This is a genomic window from Kitasatospora sp. NPDC048286, from assembly GCF_043201735.1.
Classification (GTDB): domain Bacteria; phylum Actinomycetota; class Actinomycetes; order Streptomycetales; family Streptomycetaceae; genus Kitasatospora.
Map to the genome: position 1 here is coordinate 86,060 of NZ_JBICZE010000017.1, position 22,318 is coordinate 108,377.

A 22,318-nucleotide genomic window follows, 5' to 3' on the forward strand; every position below is an offset into this window, starting at 1 on the left:
TCCCCGGGGTTGAGGGCCCCGGGCGAGGGAGGTCCCGGGGCGGCGCGGGTGGGAGGTCAGACCCCGGCCCGTTCCCGCCGTACCCGGTCGGCCGCCTGCTCGGCGGCTGCGGGCAGCGGCAGGGCGAGCCAGGGTGCCACGGTGGCACGCATGCCGTCGGCGAAGCGCAGGCCGGTCCCGGTCAGGGACCCGGACGACGCCAGCCGCTCCACGGCGTCGGCGGTGTACCGCCGCCAGAGCGCGAACTGTTCGCGCGCCCGGTCGGCGGCCGCGCCCGGCAGTCCGTCGTACGCGAGGGTGCGGGTGCCCCAGTACTCGGTGACGGCCAGGTGGGCGTACGTGCCCTGGAACAGCCCTTCGAGCGGCCGGGGGTCGGGCCGCCAGGGGGCGAAGTACAGCGCGGTGTCGCCGCGGTCGTACAGGTCGGTCAGGTCCAGCACCGCGCCGAGCTTGACGTGCTGGAACTCGTGGGCGAGCAGCAGGGCGAGGGTCGGCGCGGTGGCGGGCCGGGCGATGCCGACGGCGCCGTACGCCTGCCGGGCCGCCGAGCTGACGTCCCGGCCGGTCGGGCCGGGCCGCAACGGGGTGACCGTCGTCAGGCCGGCCCGGATGCCTTCCGCGTACCCGGGCAGGTCCCGCCCGAGCAGTTCCCAGGCCTCGCGCAACGCGCCCGTCCAGTCGAGCAGTTCGCTCTCGGAGAGGCGGTCCGCGACGGGGTGGTCGTGGCTGTCCCGCAGCGGGTCGGTGTCCTCCAGGGCGACCGTCCAACCGTCGGCCAGCCGGATCCGCCACCGCGGCTCGTCCAGCACGGTGTGCACCGATCCGTCGGACGCCCGCACTTCGAGGCCGTCCGCCCGTCCGGTGACCACGGCCTCGCCGTCGGGTACGGCGAGGCTGCCGAGCGTCGGCAGGTGCAGCCGGCCGCCCCGGACGGGCACGGCGACCGTGTCGCCCCGCCCGGCCCGCACCGCGGCCGCCGCGGCGAGCGCGACCAGCGGGCCGAGCCCGACCGGGAGGTCCCCGGCGAGCCGGCGGGCCGCCCAGGCGCGGGCGTACGGGTGGGCGAGCACGGCGTCCACGGCGGCGGGGGCCGCCGCGTCGAGCTCGGCCAGCAGGGCCCACGCCTCGGCCCGCCCCTGTCCGGAGGCGTCCCAGGCGGCGGCCAGCATCGCCCGGGTGAGGGCGAGTTGGGAGCGGCCGAGCACGGCGATGGTGTCCGCGCCCCCGTATCCGGCGGCGAGCTCGTCGAGTTGGGGCGGGGTGAGCGTGCCGGGCAGCAGTTGCTCGGCGCCGGGCCGCGACGACCCGGCAGCCTGCCCGGGAACACGGCCCCCCGGATCGCCGGCAGAACTCCCGCTCCCCGCGATGCCGTTGATGAACGTCATGAGATCACCGCAGTAGACGGAGGGATGGTCGAAGCTGCCTCCTCCATCGTCGCTCCGATAGCGGTGGGCGTACAGCCCGCCACCGCAGGAGCGCACCACGGAGCAGGAACGGCAGGCCTCGCTCAGTCCGGCCAGGCCGGACTGGCGGGCGGCGATGCCGGGGTGGCGGGCGAGGTCGTCGAGGCTGTGCGCGAAGACGTTCAGCCCGGTGGCGGGCGCGCCGTCGTACGCCGTCTTCAGGCTGTCGGCCTGCTCGAAGGTCCCGTCCGTCTCCAGGACCGCGAGGTCGGAGGGCTCCAGGCCGAGCGACTCGGTGAGGCTGGAGAACCCCCGCAGGGTCCGGTGCACGGACTCGAAGGTCCGTACGGCGAACGGCCGCCCGTCCGTTTCCCACAGCCTGTGGACGGTCAGCAGCCAGTCGGCGTACGGGGCGGCGCCGAGCGCGTCGGGGCGCTTGGGCGGTTCGTCCCAGGTGGCGTGCGGGAGCAGGAAGTCCACGGCGGGCGGCCGGAGTTCGGCCAGCGCCCGGTACACGGCCACCGGGTCGTTCTCGACGTCCATCGTGCACAGCAGCCCGACGAAGAGGTGCCGGTACTCGGGCTCGTTCAGCAGCGCGACGGCCCGCAGCACCTGCGGGTGACTGCTGCGTCCGTCGGCGAACCGCCGGTGGCGGTCGTTGGCGGCCTTGTCACCGTCCAGCGAGATGCCGACCTTGATCTCCTGCTCCGCGAACAGCGCGCAGAAGTCCCGGCTCAGCAGCACGCCGTTGGTGTGGATGCGCAGGTCGAGCGCGCAGCCGGGCGGGAGCGCCGCCCGGAGCGCCTCGGCGGCGCGGCGCAAGCGGTCCGGGCCGGCGAGCAGGGGTTCTCCCCCGTGCAGGACGACCCGGACGGCGGGCAGCCGGTGGGCGGCCGCGTGCTCGCCGATGCGCTCGGCGGCCTTGGCCAGGATCCCGTCCGCGATGACCTTCGGCCGGGAGCGCCAGCTGCTGTCCGCGTGCTCGTAGACGTAGCAGTGGTCGCAGGCCAGATCGCACCTGCTGTGCATCTTGACCACGAACTGCGTCAGCGGCAGCGGAGTCGACGTCGTCATGGAGCTGGGACTGTTCGGTTCGGCTCGGTCTGGGTTCCGCTCGGTGTTCCGGGCCGGGTCAGATCGAGGAGTTGAAGGCAGCGACCGGCACGAGGCCGGATTCCGCGCCGGGGAGCGCGCGCTGGAGCCGGGAGGCGAGTTCTTCCGCGCCGAGCGCGGCGAGATCGGCGAGCGAGGGGCGTTCCGGCGTCTCCTGAGGGTCAGTGAGCTTGCCGGCCGGCCTGATGCTGGTTACCGGAGTCATATTCGTTTCCTTAGGCGCGGTTAGGACCTGCCGAGGGTGGGTAAGCCCACCCGGTTGCGACCAATGTAGTGCCCTCGAAGACTCCGCGCGGCACGTTCGGAGTCACCTTGAGCTCCCCAGGCGGCCGACGCCGCACCACAGCCCGCGCCGTACCACCAGAATTCACCTGTTCAGCCGCCGCGCGCTTCGCCGTGGCGCACGCCGAAGCGTGTCGCCGGGGCGAAAACATGGACCGCCGCCAGGGCGAAATTGTGGCCCGCCGCCAGGACGAACATGTGGACCGCCGCCTGGGCACACCCCGGGAGTGCCCGGCAGAGAACCCCCACAAGCGCGCCATCCGGTCAAGCCTCCGCCTCACCGGATTCATTCCCCCGGATTCACTCCCCCCGGCTCGCCGAGCTCCCCCACGGCCCGCACCAACTCCCTGGCGAACTCCAGCCCGTCCGGCGTGAGTTCGCCGCAGCCCAGGAGCGTCTGCCCGGCCGCCAGGGTGTGCGTCCGCCAGCGCGCGAACTCCCCGTGCGCACGGGCCGCGCGCGCCGCGTCACCGACACTCGCGCCCACCGCCTCCGCCCGCCAGAAGTCCGCCACGCCCAGGTGCGCGTACGCCCCCTGGAGTAGCGCCCCGGCCGGACGCGGGTCGGGCCGCCAGGGAGCGTGGTGGACGGCCGGACCGTTGGGGCGGTGCAGCGGCACCAGGTCCATCAGCGCGCCGAGTTGGACGTGCAGGAACTCGTGCACCAGGGCGAGCGCGAGCAGCACCGGATCGTCCGGCAGCGAGGCCGCCACCGCACCGTACGCCCGCCGGGCGGCAGCGCTGACGACCTCCCCGCCGGGGGCGGGCCGAAGCGGCACGACGGTGGCCACGCAGGCCGCGAGGGCCCGCGCATGGCGGCGGTGGCGGCGCACCAGGATCTCCCAGGCCTCGGCCAACCGCCCCTCCCAGCGGGCGAGTTCGTCGCCCGTGAGCGGCCCGGCCGGCGGGCGCCCGTAGTCCACCCGGCGCGGACCGGCGTGGTCGATCGACGGCGTCCAGCGCAGCCCGTCGCACTCCAGCGCGAGGGCCGGCCCCGGGCCCGACCGGAGGAACTCGCCCAGCCCGTCGAGCGGAACGGCCTCCCCCGCCGCCGCGCCGCGCAGGCAGTCGGCCGCCCAGGCGTCCAACTCCGGCCGCAGCAGCACCTCTTCCCAACCGTCCCGGTCGTCCCGCTGCAGCGCCCGCACCCGGGCGTACGCCTCCCGGTAGCCGTCGTGCTCCGGTGCCGACCGGCGCAGCGCCAGCAGCAGCAGCGCCCGCTTGCTCAACTGCCCCGCGCGCAGCAGCCGGACGGCCTCCGGCCCGCCGCGCGCGCCCGCGATCGCCCGGAACGTCGCCCGGTCCACCCCGTGCCGGGGCAGTCCGTCCGCCCCGCGCGCGCCCGGCACCCCGGCCGCCACCACCTCGCCCGTACCCGTCACCGGTCCTCCTCCTCGTGTGTGCGGCTGCCGGCCAGGTCGGCCGGCCCCTCGCCCAACCCGCCGGATCCGCCCGCGGTCTCCCCGCGCGGGTGCGGATCAGCCGGACGGCGGCCGGGCATGACCCGGACGGGTGAACCGACGCCCCGCCCGCGCCTCCGATGCCACCCCCGCCGAACCTGCCGCCCCCGTCGCCCGCGCCGCCCCCGCCGCCCCCGCCAGTCCCGCCACTCCCGCCCGCAGCCGCCCCGCGATGTGCCGGATCAGCCGGTCCAGGTCCGCGCAGTACACCGACGGGTGCCCGAAGCCGTCCCCCGCGTACCGGTGCGCGTACAGGCCCCCGCCGCAGACCCTGGCCAGCGGGCACCCGGCGCAGACCGCCCCGAGGCCCGCGAGGCCGCGCTGGCGGGCCCGGAAGGCCGGGTGCGCGCCCGCCTCCCCGAAGCCGTGCCGCCACACGTCCAGGCCGGTCCCGGGGGCGCCGTCGTAGGCCGCCTTGAGGCTGTCCGCCTGCTCGATCGCCCCGTCCGTCTCGACCACCACCAGGTCGACGGGCGCCAGCCCGACCGCCTCGCTGGCCGCCCGCCCGCCGAGCAGCAGCACCGCCAGCTCCTCAAACAGCCGCACCCCGGTCTCCCGGCGCGGCGCGCCGTACCAGCGGTCGAAGGCGGCGATCAGCCACTCCCCGTACGGCGCGGGCCCCCCGCCCGGCGGCGGCGCGTCCGGCACCGGCCGCGGCGGGACGCCCGGCGGGGGCTCGCGCCAGGTGGCGTGCGGCAGCAGCAGGTCGATCCTGGGCGGCGCGAACTCCAGCAGCGCCTCGTAGGTGGCCACCGGGTCCGACGCCAGGTCGACGACGCACAGCAGCCCGGCGAACAGCTCCCGGTGCCGCTCCGAGCCGAGCAGCCGCACCGCCTCGGCGGTGCGCGCCCAGCTGCCCGCGCCGGAGGGCAGCCGCCGGTGCCGGTCGTGGCCGGCCCGGGTGCCGTCCAGCGAGACCCCGACCGCGACCCGGTGGCGGTGCAGCACGTCGAGCAGCGCAGGTTCGTCCAGCAGCCGCAGCCCGTTGGTCTGCACGGTGAACCGCACCCTGGGCCGGACGGCCGCCAACTCGCCGAGCAGCGCGTCCAGATGGGCCGCGCCGACGAGCAGCGGCTCGCCGCCGTGCAGCACCACGGACACCTCGTCCAGCCCGTGCTCGGCCGCGTGCTCGTCGATCCGCCGGGCGGTGCGGCGGACGGTCGCGAGCTCCATGCGCCGCGGCCGCCCGCGCCAGCTCTGGTCCGCGCCCTCGTACACGTAGCAGTAGTCGCAGGCCAGGTTGCACCGACTGTGGATCTTCAGCAGGAACTGCCGGAACGGCACCATGCCCGTGAGCCTAAGGCCTGGCCGCCACGCCGCCCGACCACCAGGCGGCCTGACGGTTCGTCACACGTGCGGCGGCTCCACGTCCGAGTCCAGCCGCGTCCCGGCCCGCACCGCGATCGTCGTCGGGTGCTCCTCCCCCAGGGTCGACCGCGCCCGCCGGATGCAGTCCGCCCGCAGCTCCGCGGCCCGCTCGGCGTACCCGAGGGCGGCCAGCGACAGCGCGAGGTTGGAGTTGATGCCGATCGAGTCGTAGTGGTCCTGGCCGAGGGCGTCGGTCATCAACGGCTCGGCCTCCAGCTCCAGTTCGAGCGCGGCCCGGAGTTCCCCGGCCAGCGCCAGGTCGTTGGCGTGGTTCATCATCGCGATCGGGATGTAGAGGTGGTGCGCGCCGAGGACGGTGCGGAACTGCGCCAGCGTACGGCCGGACAGCTCGCGCGCCTCCGCCGCGCGCCCCGCCAGCCGCAGGTACACCGAGAGGTTGTTGGCGCCGGCCAGCGTCACCGGGTGGTTCTCGCCCAGGTAGTCGCGGTACCGCGCCAGCGCCCGCTCGGCCAGCGGGATCGCCCGCCCGGTGTCGCCGAGCGCGTTGAGGTCGCTGGCCAGGTTGGTGGCGGCCGCCAGGGTGTCGGGGTGCTCGGGGCCGTTGATGTCCAGGTAGCGCTGGTAGATGTCCTCGTCGATCTCCAGGGCCTCGTGGTACCGGCCGGCCCGGCGCAGCGCCACGGCCAGGTTCTTGCGGGCGCGCAGGGTGTCGGTGTGGCTGTCGCCGATGGTCTGCTGGTAGATCCGGACGGTCTCCTCCAGCAGGTCCAGGGCCTCCCGCAGCCGCCCGGTCTCGCGCAGGTCGCGGGCGTAGTTGGAGGCCGAGGAGAGCGCGTAGAGGCTGTGCGCGCCGAGCGCGTCGCGCTGCTGGAGGTAGTTGCTGCGGTGCCGTTCCAGGGCGGCCCGGCGGTCGCCGGCCAGGTAGTCGGAGACGGCGAGGTTGTTGGTGATCATCAGGGTGCGCGGGTGGTCCGGGCCGAGGGTGCGCCGGGCGGCGTCCAGGGTGCGGCGGTCGAGCGCCCTGGCCTCGTCGTAGCGGCCGAGGAAGCGCAGGTCGGCGCCGAGGCTGTTGGCGACGGCGAGGGTGTGCGAGTGCTCCGGGCCCAGGGTCGCGGTGAAGCGCTCCAGGATGTCCCGGTCCATCTCGTACGCCTCCTGGAGGGCACCCTGGGAGCGGCGGATGTTGCTCAGCTGGGTGCGCAGCATGAGCGTCTGGGCGTCGTTGTCGACGTCGAAGCCGGGCCCGCCGTAGCCGTCCTGGCGCCAGTGCTCCAGGGTCCGCTCGGCGAGTTCCCGGCCGGACTCGTGCAGGCTGCGCTTCCACTGGTAGCGCACCGAGTCGATGATCCACTGCCGGACGTCCTCGTCGGCGCTGTCGAGCGCCCCGGACGGCCAGAGGTGGGGCAGGAGTTCGGCGTACTCGGCCCAGTTCGCGGGCACGTCCGGGTCGCCGGGGTTGGCGGTGGCGAGCGCGGCGTGGACGACGCCGCTCAGTTCGGCCCGCCGCTCCTCCTCGACCTGGTCCCGCAGCACCGCCTGGACCAGCCGGTGCACGGTGATGGTCTCGCTGCCCTGGTCGGTGCGGGCGAGCCCGAACCGGTTGATGGCGCGCAGGAACTCGCCGATCGCGAGCTTGTCGCGGGGCGCGCGCGGGGGCAGCCGCAGGGCGCGGGTGACGGCCCGGCTGTAGAGCAGCCGCATCGGGATGGCGTCCGGGCCGAAGAACGCGCAGATCTCCAGGATCTGGGCGGCCGGGGCGTTCATCCGGCGCAGCTCCTCGACCGAGATGCGCCAGGTCGCGGCGGCCGAGTGCGGGTAGTCGGCGGCCCGCAGCCGGGTGCGTTCCAGCATCTCGGTGAGCTCTTCGTCGAGCAGTTCGAGGTAGGTGGCGATCGGCATCGACGTCTCCTGGAGCCAGACGGCGGCCTGGCCGACGGCGAGCGGCAGGTCGCCGAGGCGGTGCGCGACCTGGTCGGCGTCCTCCGCGGAGAGGCCGCCGTTGAAGCGGCGCAGCAGTCGCACGCTCTCCTCGCGGAGGAAGACGTCGACCTCCACCAGGCCGGCGTGCCGGGCCCAGCCCTGGTTGCGGGAGGTGATCAGCACGTGCCCGCCGGAGGATCCGGCCGGCTGCCAGGGGGCGAGTTCCTCGGGGGTGCCGGCGTTGTCGAAGACGAGCAGCCAGCGGCGGTACGGCTGGCCGCGGCGCAGCGCGTCGAGCACGGCGGCGGCGGTGTGGGCGACGTCGTCGCTGGTGGGCACGCCGAGCCGGGGCGCGAGTTCGGCGAGCTTCTGCGGGATGTTGGCGGGCTCCTCGGCGGGCACCCACCAGATCACGTCGTAGGCGGCCTTGAAGCGGTGCGCGTACTCGGCGGCGATCTGGGACTTGCCGGCGCCGCCGAAGCCGTAGAGCACCTGGCTGAGCACGGCGGCGGGGCCGCCGGTGAAGCGGTTGCGGAGCAGTTCCAGGAGTTTGCCGCGGCCGATGAAGGCGGCGTTGCGCGAGGGCGCGTCCTGGACCTGCGGGGCGGTGCCGGGGAACCGCGCGGGGGCGGCGAACTCACCGCTGTCGGTGTCGAGTTGCCGGTTGCTGCCGGGCGGCGGGCCGAGTTCGGCGTAGAGCTGGGACTCGGCGCCGACCGCGGAGGAGCGGACCAGGTCGGGCACCGGCTGCCCGGCGAACGGGCGGGGCACCGGCTCGTCCGGGTCCTGGAGCCGGAAGGGGACCAACGCCGGTGATCCGGAGGCCAGTTCGCGCCCCTGGAGGAGCTGCCAGACCTCGGCGGCCCGGGGCAGCGCGGTGTACTCGGGCGAGAGCAGCGCGAGCAGCCGGCCCTGGCCGTCGATCGGCCCGGCGACCTCGGGCGGCCGGGGGCCCGTGTACGGTTCGGCGGCGCTGTGCAGGGAGGCCTGGTAGCCGAAGCGGGTGAGCGTCCCGGCGGCCCACTCGGCCCACATCCGGTCCTCGGGCGCGTAGCTGACGAACACCTGGCGCGGCACCGCGCGGGCGGAGCGCAGGTAGGCGCCGTAGAGCCGGCGGCGGGTCTCGGCGGTGAGCGGGCGCAGGGTGCGGACCCGGCCGTCGGTGATCCAACCGGCCAGCCGCTCGAAGGCGTTGAGCAGGCTGCGGGCCTCCTGCGGCCGGTCGGCGACGGTGGCGGGCACCTCCTCGTACGCGTAGAAGGGCTTGTACGGCACCTCGACGTCGGCCCAGTAGCCGGCCCGGCGGTCGCCGGCCAGCCAGCGGCCGAGGTAGGGGGCGAAGGCCTCGCGGGCGTAGTCCCGGCCGGCCTCCAGGCGCTCCTGCTCGGCGTCCTCGACCCGCATCGGCACCGGCAGGACCCGGATCGCCCGCTCCTCGGCCTCGGTGATGTCGCGGGCGGCGTCGACGCCGCCGCGGATGTTCTGGGCGCTGAAGGTGAAGCAGTCCACCACGGTGTCGGGCATCAGGACGGTGCAGATACCGGAGGTGTCGCTGACGCCGGTGCGGCTGTCGATGAGCACGTAGTCGTAGCCGCGGGCCCAGCGTTCGCGCAGCTCGCGCAGGAACTCGCCGCCGCGGATGTCCCGGCCGTGGTAGAAGCTGCGCCAGTTGAAGCTGGTGACGGCGGCGGCGTAGGCGGCGTTCTGCCGGCCGGCGGGCAGGAAGTCGAGCCGGCCGCCGGGCGGCAGGTCGAGGGCGAGGCCGCAGACGTAGCCCTCCAGGCGGCCGGGCTCGTCCAGCCAGTCGGCCGGGGACTGCCCGACCGGCCCGCTGGCGGAGGGCAGCGCCTGCTTGACGTAGGAGCGCAGCAGGTCGATCAGGCCTTCGGTGGAGTGGAGTTCCGGGTCGACCAGCAGCGGGTGGTAGTAGCGGTGGAGGCCGGGCGCCTCCAGGTCCCAGTCGACGACCAGGACGCGCAGGCCGCGGCTGGCGAGGATCCAGCCGACGTTGGCGAGCGCCATGGTGCGGCCGGTGCCGCCCTTGAAGGAGTAGAACGTGACGACCGATCCCGGTCCGCCGCGCTCCAGCTCTGCGCCGGGCTCAGTGGTCATCGTCCTGGTCTCCCCTCAGCGGGACGGCATCGTCCTGGCCCCGGCGCTGGCCGGGCAGTTCCGGTGGAGCGGGATCGGGGTGGTGCTGCGCGGGCGGTCGGCCCCGGCGCGGACCCGACGGGCCGGGCCGCCCGGACGGACCGGCCGGGATGGTCAGCCCGGGCATGTCCGGGCCGTCGCCGAAGCCGAAGGCGTCGCCTTCCGGGCCGAGGCCGAAGGCGTCCCCGCCATCGTCTCCCCAATCGAGGTTGTCGTCCATGAGCTTGTTCTGGGCGACCGTCACCATGATGGTGAGGTCGTTGTCGAAGCTCTCCTGGTTCACGCGCACCCGGAACAAGTGCTCCAGGTCGCTCCGGCGCAACCAGTTGCGGCGGAACACGCCGCGCACGCCGGTCCACGGCGCTTCGCGCTCCCCGTCCGGGTCGCTGCTGCCGATCGGCACCACCACGCCGGTGACCGGGTGGTTCTGGTCGTCGTACTCGCTCAGCGCGGCCCGGTAGCGGCCGTTGCCGGCCACCCACGGGTCGACCAGCAACACGCTGACCTGGCTGTCCTCCCGGGCCTGGTCGAGCTTGTCGCCGAGGCCCGGACCGATCTCCTCCAGCGTGGTGGTGTGCCCGGCCGCGGTGATCACCTGCTGGGCGCGGGCCGCCAGGGACGGCCGGGCGGGCGGGTAGTAGGGCGCCCAGTGCCAGGGCTTGGCCCCGTACCAGCCGCCCGTGTACGAGCCGCCCTGCGCGGCGGCCTCCGGGGCGCTCCCGGCGGCGATGAACAGCCGCACCATCCCGGGGCTGGGGGCCGGCTCCGGCGCCGCCGGGGGCGGGAAGTAGCCGCGCACCGCGCCCAGGTCGAACTCGGGCAGCTCGCCGAGCCGCCGCGCGGCCGCGTCCCGCACCCGCTCCGCGACCACCCGGACGACCTGCTCGTACGCCCCGCTCTGCGCGGTGCGCAGCAGGGCCCGCAGACCGTGCCGGGCGTAGGCCTCGCCCATGTCCGGCTGGACCCACTGGACCTTGGTCACCTCGGCGGCCAGTTCGCCCGAGCCGACGGGCTCCCAGAGCACCGGGATCAGCGCCGGGACGAGCTCCCCGGTGTCCTCGTGGTGGCGCCGCACCCGGCCGCGGAAGGCGGTCCACTCCTTGCCGCAGTAGAGGCTGGCGAAGTAGGCCGGGGAGTAGAGCGCGATCATGGTCCGGCTGCGGCCCAGCATCGTCGCCAGCCGCTCGGCCCAGTCGTCGCCGAGGCGCAGCTGCTCGGTGTCGCGGAAGGCGAGCTCCTCGGCCCGGACGGCCACCCCGAGCACTCGGCCGAGTTCGTCCCGCAGGTCGTTGAAGAACTGGTTGACGAAGGCGTCCTCGGCCTCGAAGTCCCGACGCGCGTAGCTGAAGAAGAAGTACGGCCTCTGCTGTTCCTGCCCCATCACCTGTTCCCCCCGTGCCCGACGGTCCGCGACGGCGCTGGTTTCATACCCCAGCATGTCGCGAACTCCCCCGGCCCCGCTGGCGAGTTGGCGGATTCGGCGCCTCGGGTGGTTTAGCCGGTGGTCAGGCGCACACGGACGGCCCGCGGTACTCCGGCGCCCGGGGGCGCGCGGACGGGATCGCGGGGCGCACCGGCGGGATCGGCGAGTGCCACCGGTCGAGCGCCGCCGGCGGGGTGCGTCCGGCGGGGTGCCGCGGGCCGGATGCCGGCGGCGAGGCGGCCTACCGGTCGAGTGCCGACTGGAAGGCGGCGAGCGGCTCGGCGCCGGGAGTCAGGGCGTCCGCGACCACCCGGCGCAGCAGGTCGCCGAGGACGGTGTCGGGCAGGGCTTCGAGTTCGTCGAGCGACAGGGCGGCGACGTCGACCAGGTCAGAGCCGAGTCCAGCGGCGGTTTCCGCACCGGTGACGCCCATCAGTCCCTCACTCGATCGTGTCGGCACAGCGGGCTGTTGGCCGAAGGTGCATCGACCCAGGTCCGCGACGGGCATCCTACACCCGGGGAGTGACGTACCATCAGCTCCGCGCGGGCGCCGCGCGGAGCTGATGGGCCGAACGGATCACGGGCAGAGCCGCTCCACCCGCCAGCCCGTCGGGGCGGCGGGGTCGGCGACGTAGCGGAGCCGGTCGTGCAGCCGGTTCTCCCGGCCCTGCCAGAACTCGACGCTCTGCGGGACCACCCGGTACCCGCCCCAGAACGGCGGGACGGGCACGCCCTCGCCCTCCGGGTAGCGGCGCTCCAGCTCGGCGTAGCGCCGTTCGAGCACCTCCCGGCCGTCGACCGGACTGGACTGCTCGCTGGCCCAGGCGCCCAGCTGGGAGCCGTGCGGGCGGGTGCGGAAGTAGGCGGCGGTCTCGTCCCGGCCGACCTTCTCCACCCGGCCCTGGACGATCACCTGGCGGGCCAGCGCGATCCACGGGAACAGCAACCCCGCGTACGGGTTGGCGGCCAGCTCGGAGCCCTTGCGGGAGCCGTAGTTGGTGAAGAACACGAAGCCGCGCAGGTCGTAGCCCTTGAGCAGGACGGTGCGGGAGCTGGGCCGCCCCTGGGCGTCGGCGGTGGAGAGCACCATCGCGTTGGGCTCCACCACGCCGGCGTCGTCCGCCTCGTGGAACCATCGGGTGAACTGGCCGATCGGCTCGGGCGCGAGCTGCTCCTCGACCAGGCCCTCGTGACTGTAGTGCTTGCGCATCACGGTGAGGTCCGGGCCTGGGCGGGCCTCGTCGGCCAGGGTCCGGTTGGCGGGGCTCAGGGGCGTCGACTGGGCGCGATCCGGGGTCTGCACGCCAACATCATCCCGTACGACAAGCAACGGACACCGCTACCTCCGGACAAACCTCGGTGGGAGATGAGGTGACCCGCCACCGGTCGGCCGCCCACCCTGCGGGAATTGTCCGGAACCGGGCGTTTGGTTCCGCGGCCTCCCCGGGCGGGCCGGCCCGTCCGCGGGAAGGTCAAGCGGGACGACGGGAAACATCACCACGGTGGTGTATGGCGCAATGCACCCCGTGCCTGTCACTCTGGCACCGAGTGCCAAACACCATTCGGTCACTGGTGCGCCGCCCCACCACGGCGGAGCGCCGATCGCAGAACTGAAGGAGCCGTCGCATGTCCGATTTCGTACCCGGGCTTGAGGGAGTCGTCGCGTTCGAGAGCGAGATCGCCGAACCCGACCGCGAGGGCGGCGCCCTGCGGTACCGCGGTGTCGACATCGACGACCTGGTCGGCAACGTCTCCTTCGGCCACGTCTGGGGCCTGCTGGTGGACGGCAAGTTCAACCCCGGCCTGCCGGCCGCGGAGCCGTTCCCGATCCCGGTGCACTCCGGCGACATCCGCGTCGACGTGCAGTCCGCCCTCGCCATGCTCGCCCCGGTCTGGGGCCTCAAGCCGCTGCTGGACATCGACGCCGAGCAGGCCCGCGACGACCTCGCCCGGGCCGCCGTGATGGCCCTGTCCTACGTCGCCCAGTCGGCCCGCGGCCAGGGCCTGCCGATGGTCCCGCAGAGCGAGATCGACAAGGCCGAGACGGTCGTCGAGCGGTTCATGATCCGCTGGCGCGGCGAGCCGGACCCGAAGCACGTCAAGGCCGTCGACGCCTACTGGACCTCGGCCGCCGAGCACGGCATGAACGCCTCCACCTTCACCGCCCGGGTCATCGCCTCCACGGGCGCCGACGTCGCGGCCGCCCTCTCCGGCGCGGTCGGCGCGATGTCCGGCCCGCTGCACGGCGGCGCCCCGTCCCGCGTGCTCGGCATGATCGAGGAGATCGAGCGCACCGGCGACGCGACCGCCTGGGTCAAGAACGCGCTGGACAAGGGCGAGCGCCTGATGGGCTTCGGCCACCGCGTCTACCGCGCCGAGGACCCGCGCGCCCGGGTGCTGCGCCGCACCGCCAAGGAGCTCGGCGCGCCGCGCTTCGAGGTCGCCGAGGCCCTGGAGAAGGCCGCGCTGGAGGAGCTGCACAACCGCCGCCCCGACCGCGTGCTGGCCACCAACGTCGAGTTCTGGGCCGCCATCATGCTGGACTTCGCCGAGGTCCCGGCGCACATGTTCACCTCGATGTTCACCTGCGCGCGCACGGCGGGCTGGTCGGCGCACATCCTGGAGCAGAAGCGCACGGGCCGGCTCGTGCGCCCCTCCGCGCGCTACGTCGGCCCCGGCCCGCGCCGCCCCGAGGAGATCGAGGGCTGGGACGCCATCGCCCACTGATCCCCCGCGGCGCGATACCGGACGAGCGTCCGGTCAGTGCCCCTGAGCAGCGGGTCCGGCTCCGTCCGGGCCCGCTGCCGCGCGTCCCCGGGCGGCTCCCGGACGGCCGGGACCCCAGTCTCAGCGGGCGGACGGCCGTACATCCGCCGGGCCCCCGGCCGGTAGGCTGCGCCCGTGGCTCAGATCCAGATCCCCGCTGACATCAAGCCCGCAGACGGCCGTTTCGGCTGCGGACCGTCCAAGGTGCGCCCCGAGGCCCTGAGTGCCCTCGCCGCCACCCAGACCTCCCTGCTCGGCACCTCCCACCGCCAGGCCCCGGTCAAGAACGTGGTCAAGCGCGTGCGCGAGGGTGTGAGCAGCCTCTTCTCGCTGCCGGACGGCTACCAGGTCGTCCTCGGCAACGGTGGCTCCACCGCCTTCTGGGACATCGCCGCCTTCGGCCTGGTCCGGGCGAAGTCCCAGCACCTCGACTTCGGCGAGTTCTCCTCGAAGTTCGCCTCCTCGGTCGAGGCCGCGCCCTGGCTCGGCGAGCCGAGCGTGATCAAGACCGCCCCGGGCACCCACCCGCTGCCGGTCGCCGAGGCCGGCGTGGACGTCTACGCGCTCACCCACAACGAGACCTCGACCGGCGTCGCGATGCCGATCCGGCGCCCGGCCGGCGCGGACGAGGGCTCGCTGGTGCTGGTGGACGCCACCTCGGGCGCCGGCGGCCTGCCGGTGGACATCACCGAGACGGACGTCTACTACTTCGCCCCGCAGAAGTCCTTCGCCTCCGAGGGCGGCCTGTGGCTGGCCACCTTCTCCCCGGCCGCCCTGGAGCGCGCCGCCGAGATCGCCGCCTCCGGCCGCTACATCCCGCCGTTCTTCTCCCTGCCGACGGCCATCGACAACTCGTCGAAGGACCAGACGTACAACACCCCGTCGCTCTCCACCCTCTTCCTGCTGGCCGACCAGCTGGAGTGGATGAACGGCAACGGCGGGCTGGACTGGGCGGTCGCCCGCACCGCCGACTCCTCGTCCCGGCTGTACTCCTGGGCCGAGAAGTCCTCCTACGCCACCCCCTTCGTGGCGAACCCGGCCGAGCGCTCCCAGGTGGTCGGCACCATCGACTTCGACGAGTCGGTGGACGCCGCGGCGGTCGCCAAGGCACTGCGTGCCAACGGCATCGTGGACACCGAGCCCTACCGCAAGCTGGGCCGCAACCAGCTGCGCATCGCGATGTTCCCGGCGATCGACCCGGCGGACGTCGAGGCGCTCACCCACTGCATCGACTACGTGGTCGAGCAGCTCTGACCCCGTCCCCCGAGGACACGGCCGAGGGCCACCGCCGACGGGCGGTGGCCCTCTCGCCGTTCCGGGGCCGGGAGGCCGGAGGTGCCTATCGGCCGACCAGCGAGCTGATCAGCACGACGACCAGCATCAGCACCAGGGTGCCGGAGACGATGCGCATACGAGTCTTGGGATCCACGGTCAACGAGCGTACCTCCGGCTCACCCCGTACTCCGCCCGGGCCCCTTGCCGGGCCCTCCCGGGGAGCTCAGCTCCAGTCCGCCAGCGCCCAGGAGCGCAGCGTCTCGTAGTGCGCGAAGCCGCCGCCCAGGTCGCTGCGCACCAGGCGCAGCTCGACCGCGTCCCACTCCGACCCCCGGTAGTCGGCCAGCGCCGCCACCAGGCCGTCCAGCTCGGCCGCCGCGACCCGCTGCACGGCCCGCCGGTGGCCGCGCGAGGAGCCGGCCCGGGCGAGGGTGAGGTGCGGGTGGAAGGCGAAGTCGTCGGTCGCCCCGGTGACCTCGGCGGTGGCCTCGGTGACGGCGTCGGCCAGCCGCCGCAGCGCCCAGGTCTGGCCCTCGACCCCGGCCCAGAGCACCCGGTCGCCGAACCGGCCCGCGCCCGCGATCCGCAGCCGGTGCACCGGGTGGACCTCGGCGACCGCGGCCAGGCCCGCCTCCAGCTCCGGCAGGCTCCCGGCCGGCACCTCGCCCAGGAAGGCCAGGGTCAGGTGCCAGCCCTCGACGCCGGTCCAGCGCAGCCGCTCCGCCCCGGGCAGCTCCCGCACCGGCGCGACCGCGTCGGCGAGCCCCTGCAACGCCTCGACCGGCGGCAGCACCGCCACGAACAACCTCATGGGCCCATCTTCCCGCGCCCGGCCGGCTGGGGTAGAACGTTCTCCCATGAAGATCCGCAACGGGGGGTCCGCGGACGTCCCCGACATCCTGTCCCTGCTCGACGACGCCATCTCCTGGCTGACCGCCCAGGGCCGCACCGGCCAGTGGGGCGACCAGCCGTTCAGCACCATCCAGGCCCGGATCGACCAGGTCTCCTCGTACGCCGAGGAACCGTTCCTGATCCGCCTCGCCGTGGACGAGGACGGCCGTACGGTCGGCTGCTGCGTGCTCTCCGAGGACCGCGGCCGGTGGATCCCCGCCGTGGACGAGCGCGAGCTGTACGTCCGCAACCTGGTCACCGACCGCGACCGCAAGGGCTCCGGCATCGGCGCCGCGCTGATCGCCGACGCGATCGAGGAGGCCCGCCGACGCGGCATCGGCCTGCTGCGGGTGGACTGCTACGGCGGCGCCGACCGCAAGCTGGTCGGCCGGTACCGGGCGCTCGGCTTCACCGAGACCGTGGCGTTCGAGGTCGACCAGCCGAACGGCGTCTGGCCCGGCCAGGTGCTGGAGATCCGCCTCTGAACCACCGCGGGCCCCCGGACACGTCCGGGGGCCCGACGTTCCGTCAGCAGGCCGGGGCCAGCTCCGACTTGCTCGTCGCGCCGGTTCGCGGCACGACGGCCACCACCCGGCCGCCGCGGCCCGGGTGCAGGTCGAAGCGCACCCGCAGGTCCGCGCTGCGGGCCAGCACCAGGCCCACCACGCCGGCCGCCGCCGCGGACACCAGTCCGCAGGCCAGCAGGCCGAGCCGGGGCCCGTACGAGGCGGTCACCCAGCCGACGATCGGGGCGCCGATCGGCGTGCCGCCGGTGAAGACCAGCACCAGCAGGCCCATCACCCGGCCGCGCATCTCGGGGTCGGTGGCCAGCTGCAGCGAGGAGTTGACCGAGGTGTTGAAGCTCAGCCCGAACACCCCGATCAGCATCAGCAGCAGCGCGAAGGTCCAGTAGTCGGGCGCGAACGCGGCGACCACCTCCAGCGCGCCGAAGGCCAGCGCCGCACCGACCAGCCGGCGCAGCCGCGGCACGCCCCGGCGGGCGGCGAGCAGCGCGCCGGTCAGCGAACCGATCGCCATCGCGGTGTTCAGCAGGCCGTACTGGCCGGCGCCCACCTCGAAGGTGTCGTACGCGAAACCGGAGAGCAGCGTCGGGAAGTTGAAGCCGAAGGTGCCGATGAACCCGGCCAGCACCATCGGCCAGAGCAGCTCGGGCCGCTCCCTCACGTACCGCAGGCCCTCGCGCAACTGCCCCTTCTCGCGGGCGATCGGCTCGGTCGGGCGCAGTTCGCTCTCCCGCATCGCGAGCAGCCCGCCGATCACGGCGGCGAAGGACAGCGTGTTGACGGCGAACGCCCAGCCGCTGCCGACCGCGGCGATCAGCAGGCCCGCGACGGCGGGGCCGACCAGCCGGGCGGTCTGGAAGTTGGCGGCGTTCAGGCTGACGGCGTTGGCGAGGTCCTTGGGCCCGACCATCTCGGAGACGAAGGCCTGCCGGGTCGGGTTGTCCACCACGGTGACCAGGCCGAGCAGCAGCGCGAAGAAGTACACGTAGTACGGCGTCACCACGCCGCCGACGGTCAGCACCGCGAGGCCGGCGGCCAGCAGGCCCATCGCGCCCTGGGTGTAGATCAGCAGCCGGCGCTTGGGCATCCGGTCCGCGAGCACGCCGCCGAACAGGCCGAGCAACAGCATCGGCAGGAACTGCATGGCGGTGGTGATGCCGACCGCGAGCGGACTGCCGGTGAGGCTCAGCACCAGCCAGTCCTGGGCGATCCGCTGCATCCAGGTGCCGGTGTTGGACACCACCTGGCCGGCGAAGTAGTAGCGGTAGTTGCGAACGCGCAGTGAGGAGAACATCCCCCCGGGCCGGGTGAATTCGGCACCTGTGGGAGATGAGAGGGGCCGAGCGGAGCTCGTCGCCGGAAGGGTGGTGGCGGGCGACGGGCGGGCCGAGTGGGGGCGGCCCTGAGCGGCGGGGTCCGCCGCGGTGCGTTCGTCGGGGTCGTCGTCGCCGTTGCCGGGCAGCCCCGTGGGGGCGGGTGCCTGGGTGTCGGCGGCCGCGGCGCTCGCCGCGGCGGGGTCGGTGGTCGGGTCGTCGGTACGGAAGGCGGCGGCGCTGGCTGCGGCCGGCGGTGTCACGGTGGTCTCCCCTCGTGGCGCGACGGCCATGGCGGTGGCCGTCGCGCTCCTGGTGTCAGTGGTCGGTCCTGCGGTGATGCAGTGCTCCTCGTTCTTCCGGCGGCTGGCCGGATTCGGTGTGCCTAGAGGTGTGCGAGCTTGTAGAGCACGGGCGCGGCCTCCCTGAGGACGGCCCACTCCTCCTCGTCGAGTCCCTGGGCGAGCTCGGCGAGCCAGACGTTCCGGCGTCGACGACTCTCCGCGAGGATCGTCTCGGCCTGCTCGGTGCTGCTGACGACCACCTGGCGGCGGTCCTCGGGGTGCGGCTCGCGCCGCACCAGCCCCTTCTCCTCCAGCATCGCGACGATCCTGGTCATCGAGGGAGGCTGCACGTGCTCCTTCCGGGCGAGCTCACCCGGCGTCGCCTTCCCGCACCGGGCGAGGGTGCCCAGTACTCCCATCTCGGTGGGACTCAGCGACTCCTCCACCCGTTGGTGTTTGAGTCGTCGGGAGAGGCGCATCGTGGACGATCGCAGCTGACTGATCGCTGCGAGGTCCTGCTCGGACATCTCGGGCATCTCTTTAGACTACGTCATTACTCTCGCTAAGGAAAATGAGATCCGCCGCGCCGGAGGGTCACCCCGGTGCGATATTGGTCATGGGCCCCAGCTCTCGACTCCCAGAAGGGCCGACCTGCCATGTCCGACCTCGCCACCGAGCCGTCCGGGCGGTCCGAACGGCCGCAGCCGTCCGAGCAGTCGCAGCCGTCCGTGCCGTCCACCAGGACCGAGCCCGACGACACCGGCTTCGCCCGGCTCGCCATGGTCACCATCGACTGCGCCGACCCGGTCGCACTGGCCTCGTTCTACGGCGAGCTGCTGGGGTGGGAGACCAGGCACGCGGACGAGCACTTCGCGATCCTGGACAACCCCGAGGGCGGCAGCCCGATCGGCTTCGGGCGGGTGACCGGGTACCGGCCGGAGCCGTGGAAGGAACCGGACGGCAGCAAGCACTTCCACCTCGACTTCTACGTCGACGACCTGGACGAGGCCACCGAGAAGGCCCTCGCGCTCGGCGCCACCGAGCCCGCCTACCAGCACGGCCGCACGCTGCGGGTGCTGATCGACCCGGCCGGCCACCCGTTCGGACTAGCCCCCCTGGAGTGAGCGCCGACCGCCGGAGTGGGCGCCGACCGCGACCCGGGGGCGGTGCGCAGGCGGTGTCAGGGGTTGGTGCCGGGATCATGCAGACCGCGTAAAGGTCCATCCTGACCTGGGACTTCACGAAAAACGCGAACATTGTGCGATCCGCCGAACAGTGACTACTCTCCCGGTTTGTCAGGGGCACCACATACCAGGCTCCTCCCCGCGGGACCGCGTTCCCGCTCCGGTGCCCGCTGCCGCGCGCCTTCCCCGGCCAGCCGCGTCCGCCCGTCTCCCGGTGCCCGCAACCCTCGTCCAGGGAGCTCTGTTGGGTGAGATCCACCATGCCGACCACGGCTGGGTGACACCGGCGGTCTCGTACTTCGTCGCCTGCCTCGGCGCCTTCGTCGCGCTGCGCAGCGCCCGCTGGGCACTCGTCTCCCGGGGCCGCACCCGGGCCGTCTGGCTGCTGTTCGCCTCGACCTCGCTCGGGGCCGGAATCTGGTCCATGCACTTCATCGCGATGCTCGGCTTCTCCGTGACCGGCGTCGAGATCAGCTACCGGCCCGGGCTCACCGTCCTCAGCCTGCTGGTCGCCGTCGCCGTGGTCGGCGTCGGGCTCTTCACCGTCGGGTACTGGCGGCGCCGCGGCCCGGCCCTGCTGGTCGGCGGGCTGACCACCGGCCTCGGGGTCGCCGCGATGCACTACCTGGGCATGGCCGCGATGGTCCTGCCCGGCCGGCTCGACTACGACCGGCCCACCGTGGCGGCCTCGGTGGCGATCGCCGTGGTCGCGGCCACGGCCGCGCTCTGGGCCGCGCTGAACATCCAGGGCACGCTCGCCGTACTGGCGGCGGCCCCGGTGATGGGCGTGGCGGTCTGTGCGATGCACTACACCGGCATGGCGGCGCTCTCCGTCCGGCTGGACTTCTCGCGCTCCACCGCGGACGGCGTGATGGCGCTCCAGTTCATCTTCCCGCTCGGGGTCGGGCTCGGCTGCTACGTGTTCTTCGGCTCGCTGGCCTTCGCCGTCTCACCGAGCCGACCCGACTCCCGGCCCCTGCTGGCCGGTCCGGCCGCCCCGCTGCCCCCGCGTGCTCCCGCCACCGAGCGGGCCGGGTGGGCCGCGCGCACCCCGGGCGGCCCGGACGACCCGCCGCTGCCGCCGCTCCCGCGGCGGCAGCGGCCACTGGGCGGGGCGGCCCGGCGCTGAGGCCGGGCGCGGGAGCGGAGCCCGAGCGGGCGTCCGGCCGGGCCCCCCACCCCGACCGGGCGTCCGCCCGGTCCCGTTCCCGTTCCGACGGGTACCGCCGCGTCAGGCCTGCGAGGGACGCCCGAGGAGCCCCGCCACGTGCTCCGGCGTGGCCACCGGGCAGACCTTGTGCACGAAGTCCCGCCGCAGCGCGTGGTACGGCTCGCCCGCCCGGTAGAAGTTGGCGTGCATCCGGCGCAGTTCCTCCGCCCGGTACTCGGCCAGCGGCTTGGCCTCCTCGTCGACCGCGCGGCGGCGCTTCTTGTCCACCAGCCGCCCCGTGAGGTCCGGGGCGGCGGCGATCCGGGCGGCCTCGCGGGCCACCCAGCGGCGGAACCCGGCCGCGTCCCCGCCGACCGTACGGTCCACCAGGCCGATCCGGCGGGCGTGGTCGGCACCGACCGGCAGCGCCTCGGCGGTCAGCCGCTCGGCCTGCTCGGCGCCGACCCGCCGGGGCAGGGTGTACGTCCAGTACTCGGAGCCGTACAGGCCCATCAGCCGGTAGTGCGGGTTGAGCACCGCCGACTCCCGGCACCACACCTCGTCGGCGGCGAGCGCCGCCATCAGCCCCCCGGCCGCCGCGTTCCCGGCCAGGGCCGCCACCGTCACCTTGTCCGTCGTGGTCAGCACCGCCTCGACGAAGTCGTCCATCGCGTTGATGTTCTCCCAGGACTCCAGTGCCGGGAAGGCCGCGCCCTGGATGACGTTGAGGTGGATCCCGTTGGAGTAGAAGTCCCGGGGCGCGCCGAGCACCAGCACCGAGGTCGGCCGCTCGGCCGCCTCCCGGTAGGCGGCGAGCAGCCGGCGGCACTGCCCGGTGCTCATCGCCCCGCCCGCGTAGGCGAATTCGAGGAAGCCGACCTCGCCCTCCTCGCGGTAGCGCAGCTCCGACCAGGTGTCCCGGCGGCTCGCCGCCTCCGGGCGCACCGGCACCTCGCGGACCCGGTACAGCTCGTCGGCGAGCGCGGTGGCCGCCGGCAGCTTGAAGGTGGCCGGCCCGCCGGGGGTGCGGCGCGGGCGCAGCTGCGGTATCCACACAGCGCCGTCCACGGTGGCCCGGCAGATCGCGCCGTCCCGGGTGGCCAGCACGGCGCCGGGCACCGGTCCGCGCAGCTCGTCCTCGGGGTGGCCGCCGTGCAGGAAGAACTCCCGCCCGTACAGCTCGTCCAGCACGCCGGGCTGGGAGTCGGCGGCGCGCAGCTTGCGCAGCACGGTGGCGGTGTCGTCCCGCGACCAGTCGATCCGGCGCGCCTCCTGGCGCAGGAAGGGCCGCGGTTCGCCCTGCACGTCCGGCCGGGCGTAGTCCAGCGGCTCGGGGGTGAACAGCCCGCCCTCGTACCGCTGGACGGCCAGCAGGACGGCCTCGACGGCGGCGTCGGCGAGCTCGCCCCGGTACAACTCGCTCTTGCCGCAGGCGGGGACGGGGAACTCGACGGAGGCCCAGATGTCCCCGGCGTCCATCTCCTCGACGGCCTGCAGCACGGTGACGCCCCAGTGCTCCGCCCCCTCGGTGATCGCCCAGTCGAGCGAGGAGGGACCGCGGTCGCCCTTGGGCCCCGGGTGCACGATCAGGACGGTCCGGGTGGACCAGATGTCCTGCGGGACGGCCCTGGTGAGCATCGGGCAGATGATCAGCTCGGGATCGGTGCGGGCCACCGCCTCCCTCATCCCCTCGTCTCCGAGGGCGAGTTGGACGGCGACCCGGTGGCCGCGCTCGCGCAGTCCGGTGTGGACGCGCTGGGTCAGGCTGTTGAACGCGCTGGCGATCAGGAGAATGCGCAAGGAGGGCCTCCGGCGGGAACTGGGGTCGCGCGCAGGCGATGAAACCACGGC

17 protein-coding genes are annotated in these 22,318 nt (G+C 74.2%); 5 read left to right on the forward strand and 12 right to left on the reverse strand.

Annotation, left to right across the window (positions count from 1 at the left end; all coding sequences use genetic code 11):
- Positions 1 to 56 precede the first annotated feature (56 nt).
- The 8 genes from ACGF13_RS33225 to pdxH form a co-directional block, all read right to left on the reverse strand.
- Positions 57 to 2,477: an FxsB family cyclophane-forming radical SAM/SPASM peptide maturase gene (locus ACGF13_RS33225; RefSeq protein WP_392882434.1), complete on the reverse strand. Its 2,421-nt coding sequence runs from the start codon at positions 2,475 to 2,477 to the stop codon at positions 57 to 59.
- Between the two features lie 58 nt (positions 2,478 to 2,535).
- The gene (locus tag ACGF13_RS33230) at positions 2,536 to 2,721 is read right to left on the reverse strand and encodes a hypothetical protein (protein WP_359913873.1); all 186 of its coding nucleotides are present in this window, start codon (positions 2,719 to 2,721) and stop codon (positions 2,536 to 2,538) included.
- 363 nt (positions 2,722 to 3,084) lie between these two features.
- Positions 3,085 to 4,179: an aKG-HExxH-type peptide beta-hydroxylase gene (locus tag ACGF13_RS33235; protein ID WP_392882436.1), complete on the reverse strand. Its 1,095-nt coding sequence runs from the start codon at positions 4,177 to 4,179 to the stop codon at positions 3,085 to 3,087.
- Between the two features lie 96 nt (positions 4,180 to 4,275).
- Complete coding sequence (locus tag ACGF13_RS33240) at positions 4,276 to 5,544, reverse strand: FxsB family cyclophane-forming radical SAM/SPASM peptide maturase (RefSeq protein WP_392882439.1); 1,269 nt, start codon at positions 5,542 to 5,544, stop codon at positions 4,276 to 4,278.
- Between the two features lie 60 nt (positions 5,545 to 5,604).
- Complete coding sequence (gene fxsT, locus ACGF13_RS33245; RefSeq protein ID WP_392882442.1) at positions 5,605 to 9,618, reverse strand: FxSxx-COOH system tetratricopeptide repeat protein; 4,014 nt, start codon at positions 9,616 to 9,618, stop codon at positions 5,605 to 5,607.
- The gene (locus tag ACGF13_RS33250; RefSeq protein WP_392882444.1) at positions 9,608 to 11,038 is read right to left on the reverse strand and encodes a TIR-like protein FxsC; all 1,431 of its coding nucleotides are present in this window, start codon (positions 11,036 to 11,038) and stop codon (positions 9,608 to 9,610) included. Before ACGF13_RS33250 ends, fxsT begins: the two co-directional genes overlap by 11 nt.
- Positions 11,039 to 11,321: 283 nt before the next feature.
- Positions 11,322 to 11,513 (reverse strand): FxSxx-COOH cyclophane-containing RiPP peptide, encoded by a 192-nt coding sequence (gene fxsA / locus ACGF13_RS33255; RefSeq protein WP_392882446.1) that lies wholly within the window; start codon positions 11,511 to 11,513, stop codon positions 11,322 to 11,324.
- A gap of 144 nt (positions 11,514 to 11,657) precedes the next feature.
- Positions 11,658 to 12,290, reverse strand: coding sequence for a pyridoxamine 5'-phosphate oxidase (gene pdxH, locus ACGF13_RS33260; protein WP_392882691.1), 633 nt, complete (start codon positions 12,288 to 12,290; stop codon positions 11,658 to 11,660).
- Between the two features lie 416 nt (positions 12,291 to 12,706).
- On the opposite strand from pdxH, the gene ACGF13_RS33265 reads away from it, so the two are divergent.
- Both ACGF13_RS33265 and serC read left to right on the forward strand, forming a co-directional pair.
- Positions 12,707 to 13,807, forward strand: a complete 1,101-nt coding sequence (locus ACGF13_RS33265) for a citrate synthase 2 (RefSeq protein ID WP_360348291.1) — start codon at positions 12,707 to 12,709, stop codon at positions 13,805 to 13,807.
- A 174-nt stretch (positions 13,808 to 13,981) separates the two neighbouring features.
- Complete coding sequence (gene serC / locus ACGF13_RS33270; RefSeq protein ID WP_392882449.1) at positions 13,982 to 15,100, forward strand: phosphoserine transaminase; 1,119 nt, start codon at positions 13,982 to 13,984, stop codon at positions 15,098 to 15,100.
- A gap of 244 nt (positions 15,101 to 15,344) precedes the next feature.
- Here the strand turns inward: serC and thpR are convergent, their stop codons facing one another.
- A complete protein-coding gene (gene thpR / locus ACGF13_RS33275; protein ID WP_392882451.1) occupies positions 15,345 to 15,932 on the reverse strand; it encodes an RNA 2',3'-cyclic phosphodiesterase in 588 nt (195 codons plus the stop codon).
- Between the two features lie 46 nt (positions 15,933 to 15,978).
- On the opposite strand from thpR, the gene ACGF13_RS33280 reads away from it, so the two are divergent.
- The gene (locus tag ACGF13_RS33280) at positions 15,979 to 16,497 is read left to right on the forward strand and encodes a GNAT family N-acetyltransferase (RefSeq protein ID WP_392882453.1); all 519 of its coding nucleotides are present in this window, start codon (positions 15,979 to 15,981) and stop codon (positions 16,495 to 16,497) included.
- Between the two features lie 43 nt (positions 16,498 to 16,540).
- On the opposite strand, the gene ACGF13_RS33285 is transcribed toward ACGF13_RS33280, so the two are convergent.
- Both ACGF13_RS33285 and ACGF13_RS33290 read right to left on the reverse strand, forming a co-directional pair.
- The gene (locus ACGF13_RS33285; RefSeq protein ID WP_392882455.1) at positions 16,541 to 18,142 is read right to left on the reverse strand and encodes an MFS transporter; all 1,602 of its coding nucleotides are present in this window, start codon (positions 18,140 to 18,142) and stop codon (positions 16,541 to 16,543) included.
- Between the two features lie 92 nt (positions 18,143 to 18,234).
- Positions 18,235 to 18,669 carry a MarR family winged helix-turn-helix transcriptional regulator gene (locus ACGF13_RS33290; RefSeq protein ID WP_030235202.1) on the reverse strand — a complete coding sequence of 145 codons (435 nt, stop codon included), beginning with the start codon at positions 18,667 to 18,669 and terminating at the stop codon, positions 18,235 to 18,237.
- Between the two features lie 120 nt (positions 18,670 to 18,789).
- On the opposite strand from ACGF13_RS33290, the gene ACGF13_RS33295 reads away from it, so the two are divergent.
- Together ACGF13_RS33295 and ACGF13_RS33300 are read left to right on the forward strand one after the other, a co-directional pair.
- The gene (locus ACGF13_RS33295; protein WP_392882458.1) at positions 18,790 to 19,257 is read left to right on the forward strand and encodes a VOC family protein; all 468 of its coding nucleotides are present in this window, start codon (positions 18,790 to 18,792) and stop codon (positions 19,255 to 19,257) included.
- Between the two features lie 304 nt (positions 19,258 to 19,561).
- Complete coding sequence (locus ACGF13_RS33300; RefSeq protein WP_392882460.1) at positions 19,562 to 20,446, forward strand: MHYT domain-containing protein; 885 nt, start codon at positions 19,562 to 19,564, stop codon at positions 20,444 to 20,446.
- Positions 20,447 to 20,548: 102 nt separating this feature from the next.
- Here ACGF13_RS33300 and ACGF13_RS33305 read toward each other — a convergent pair whose 3' ends face one another.
- A complete protein-coding gene (locus ACGF13_RS33305; RefSeq protein WP_392882462.1) occupies positions 20,549 to 22,267 on the reverse strand; it encodes a hydrogenase maturation protein in 1,719 nt (572 codons plus the stop codon).
- Positions 22,268 to 22,318: the final 51 nt, after the last annotated feature.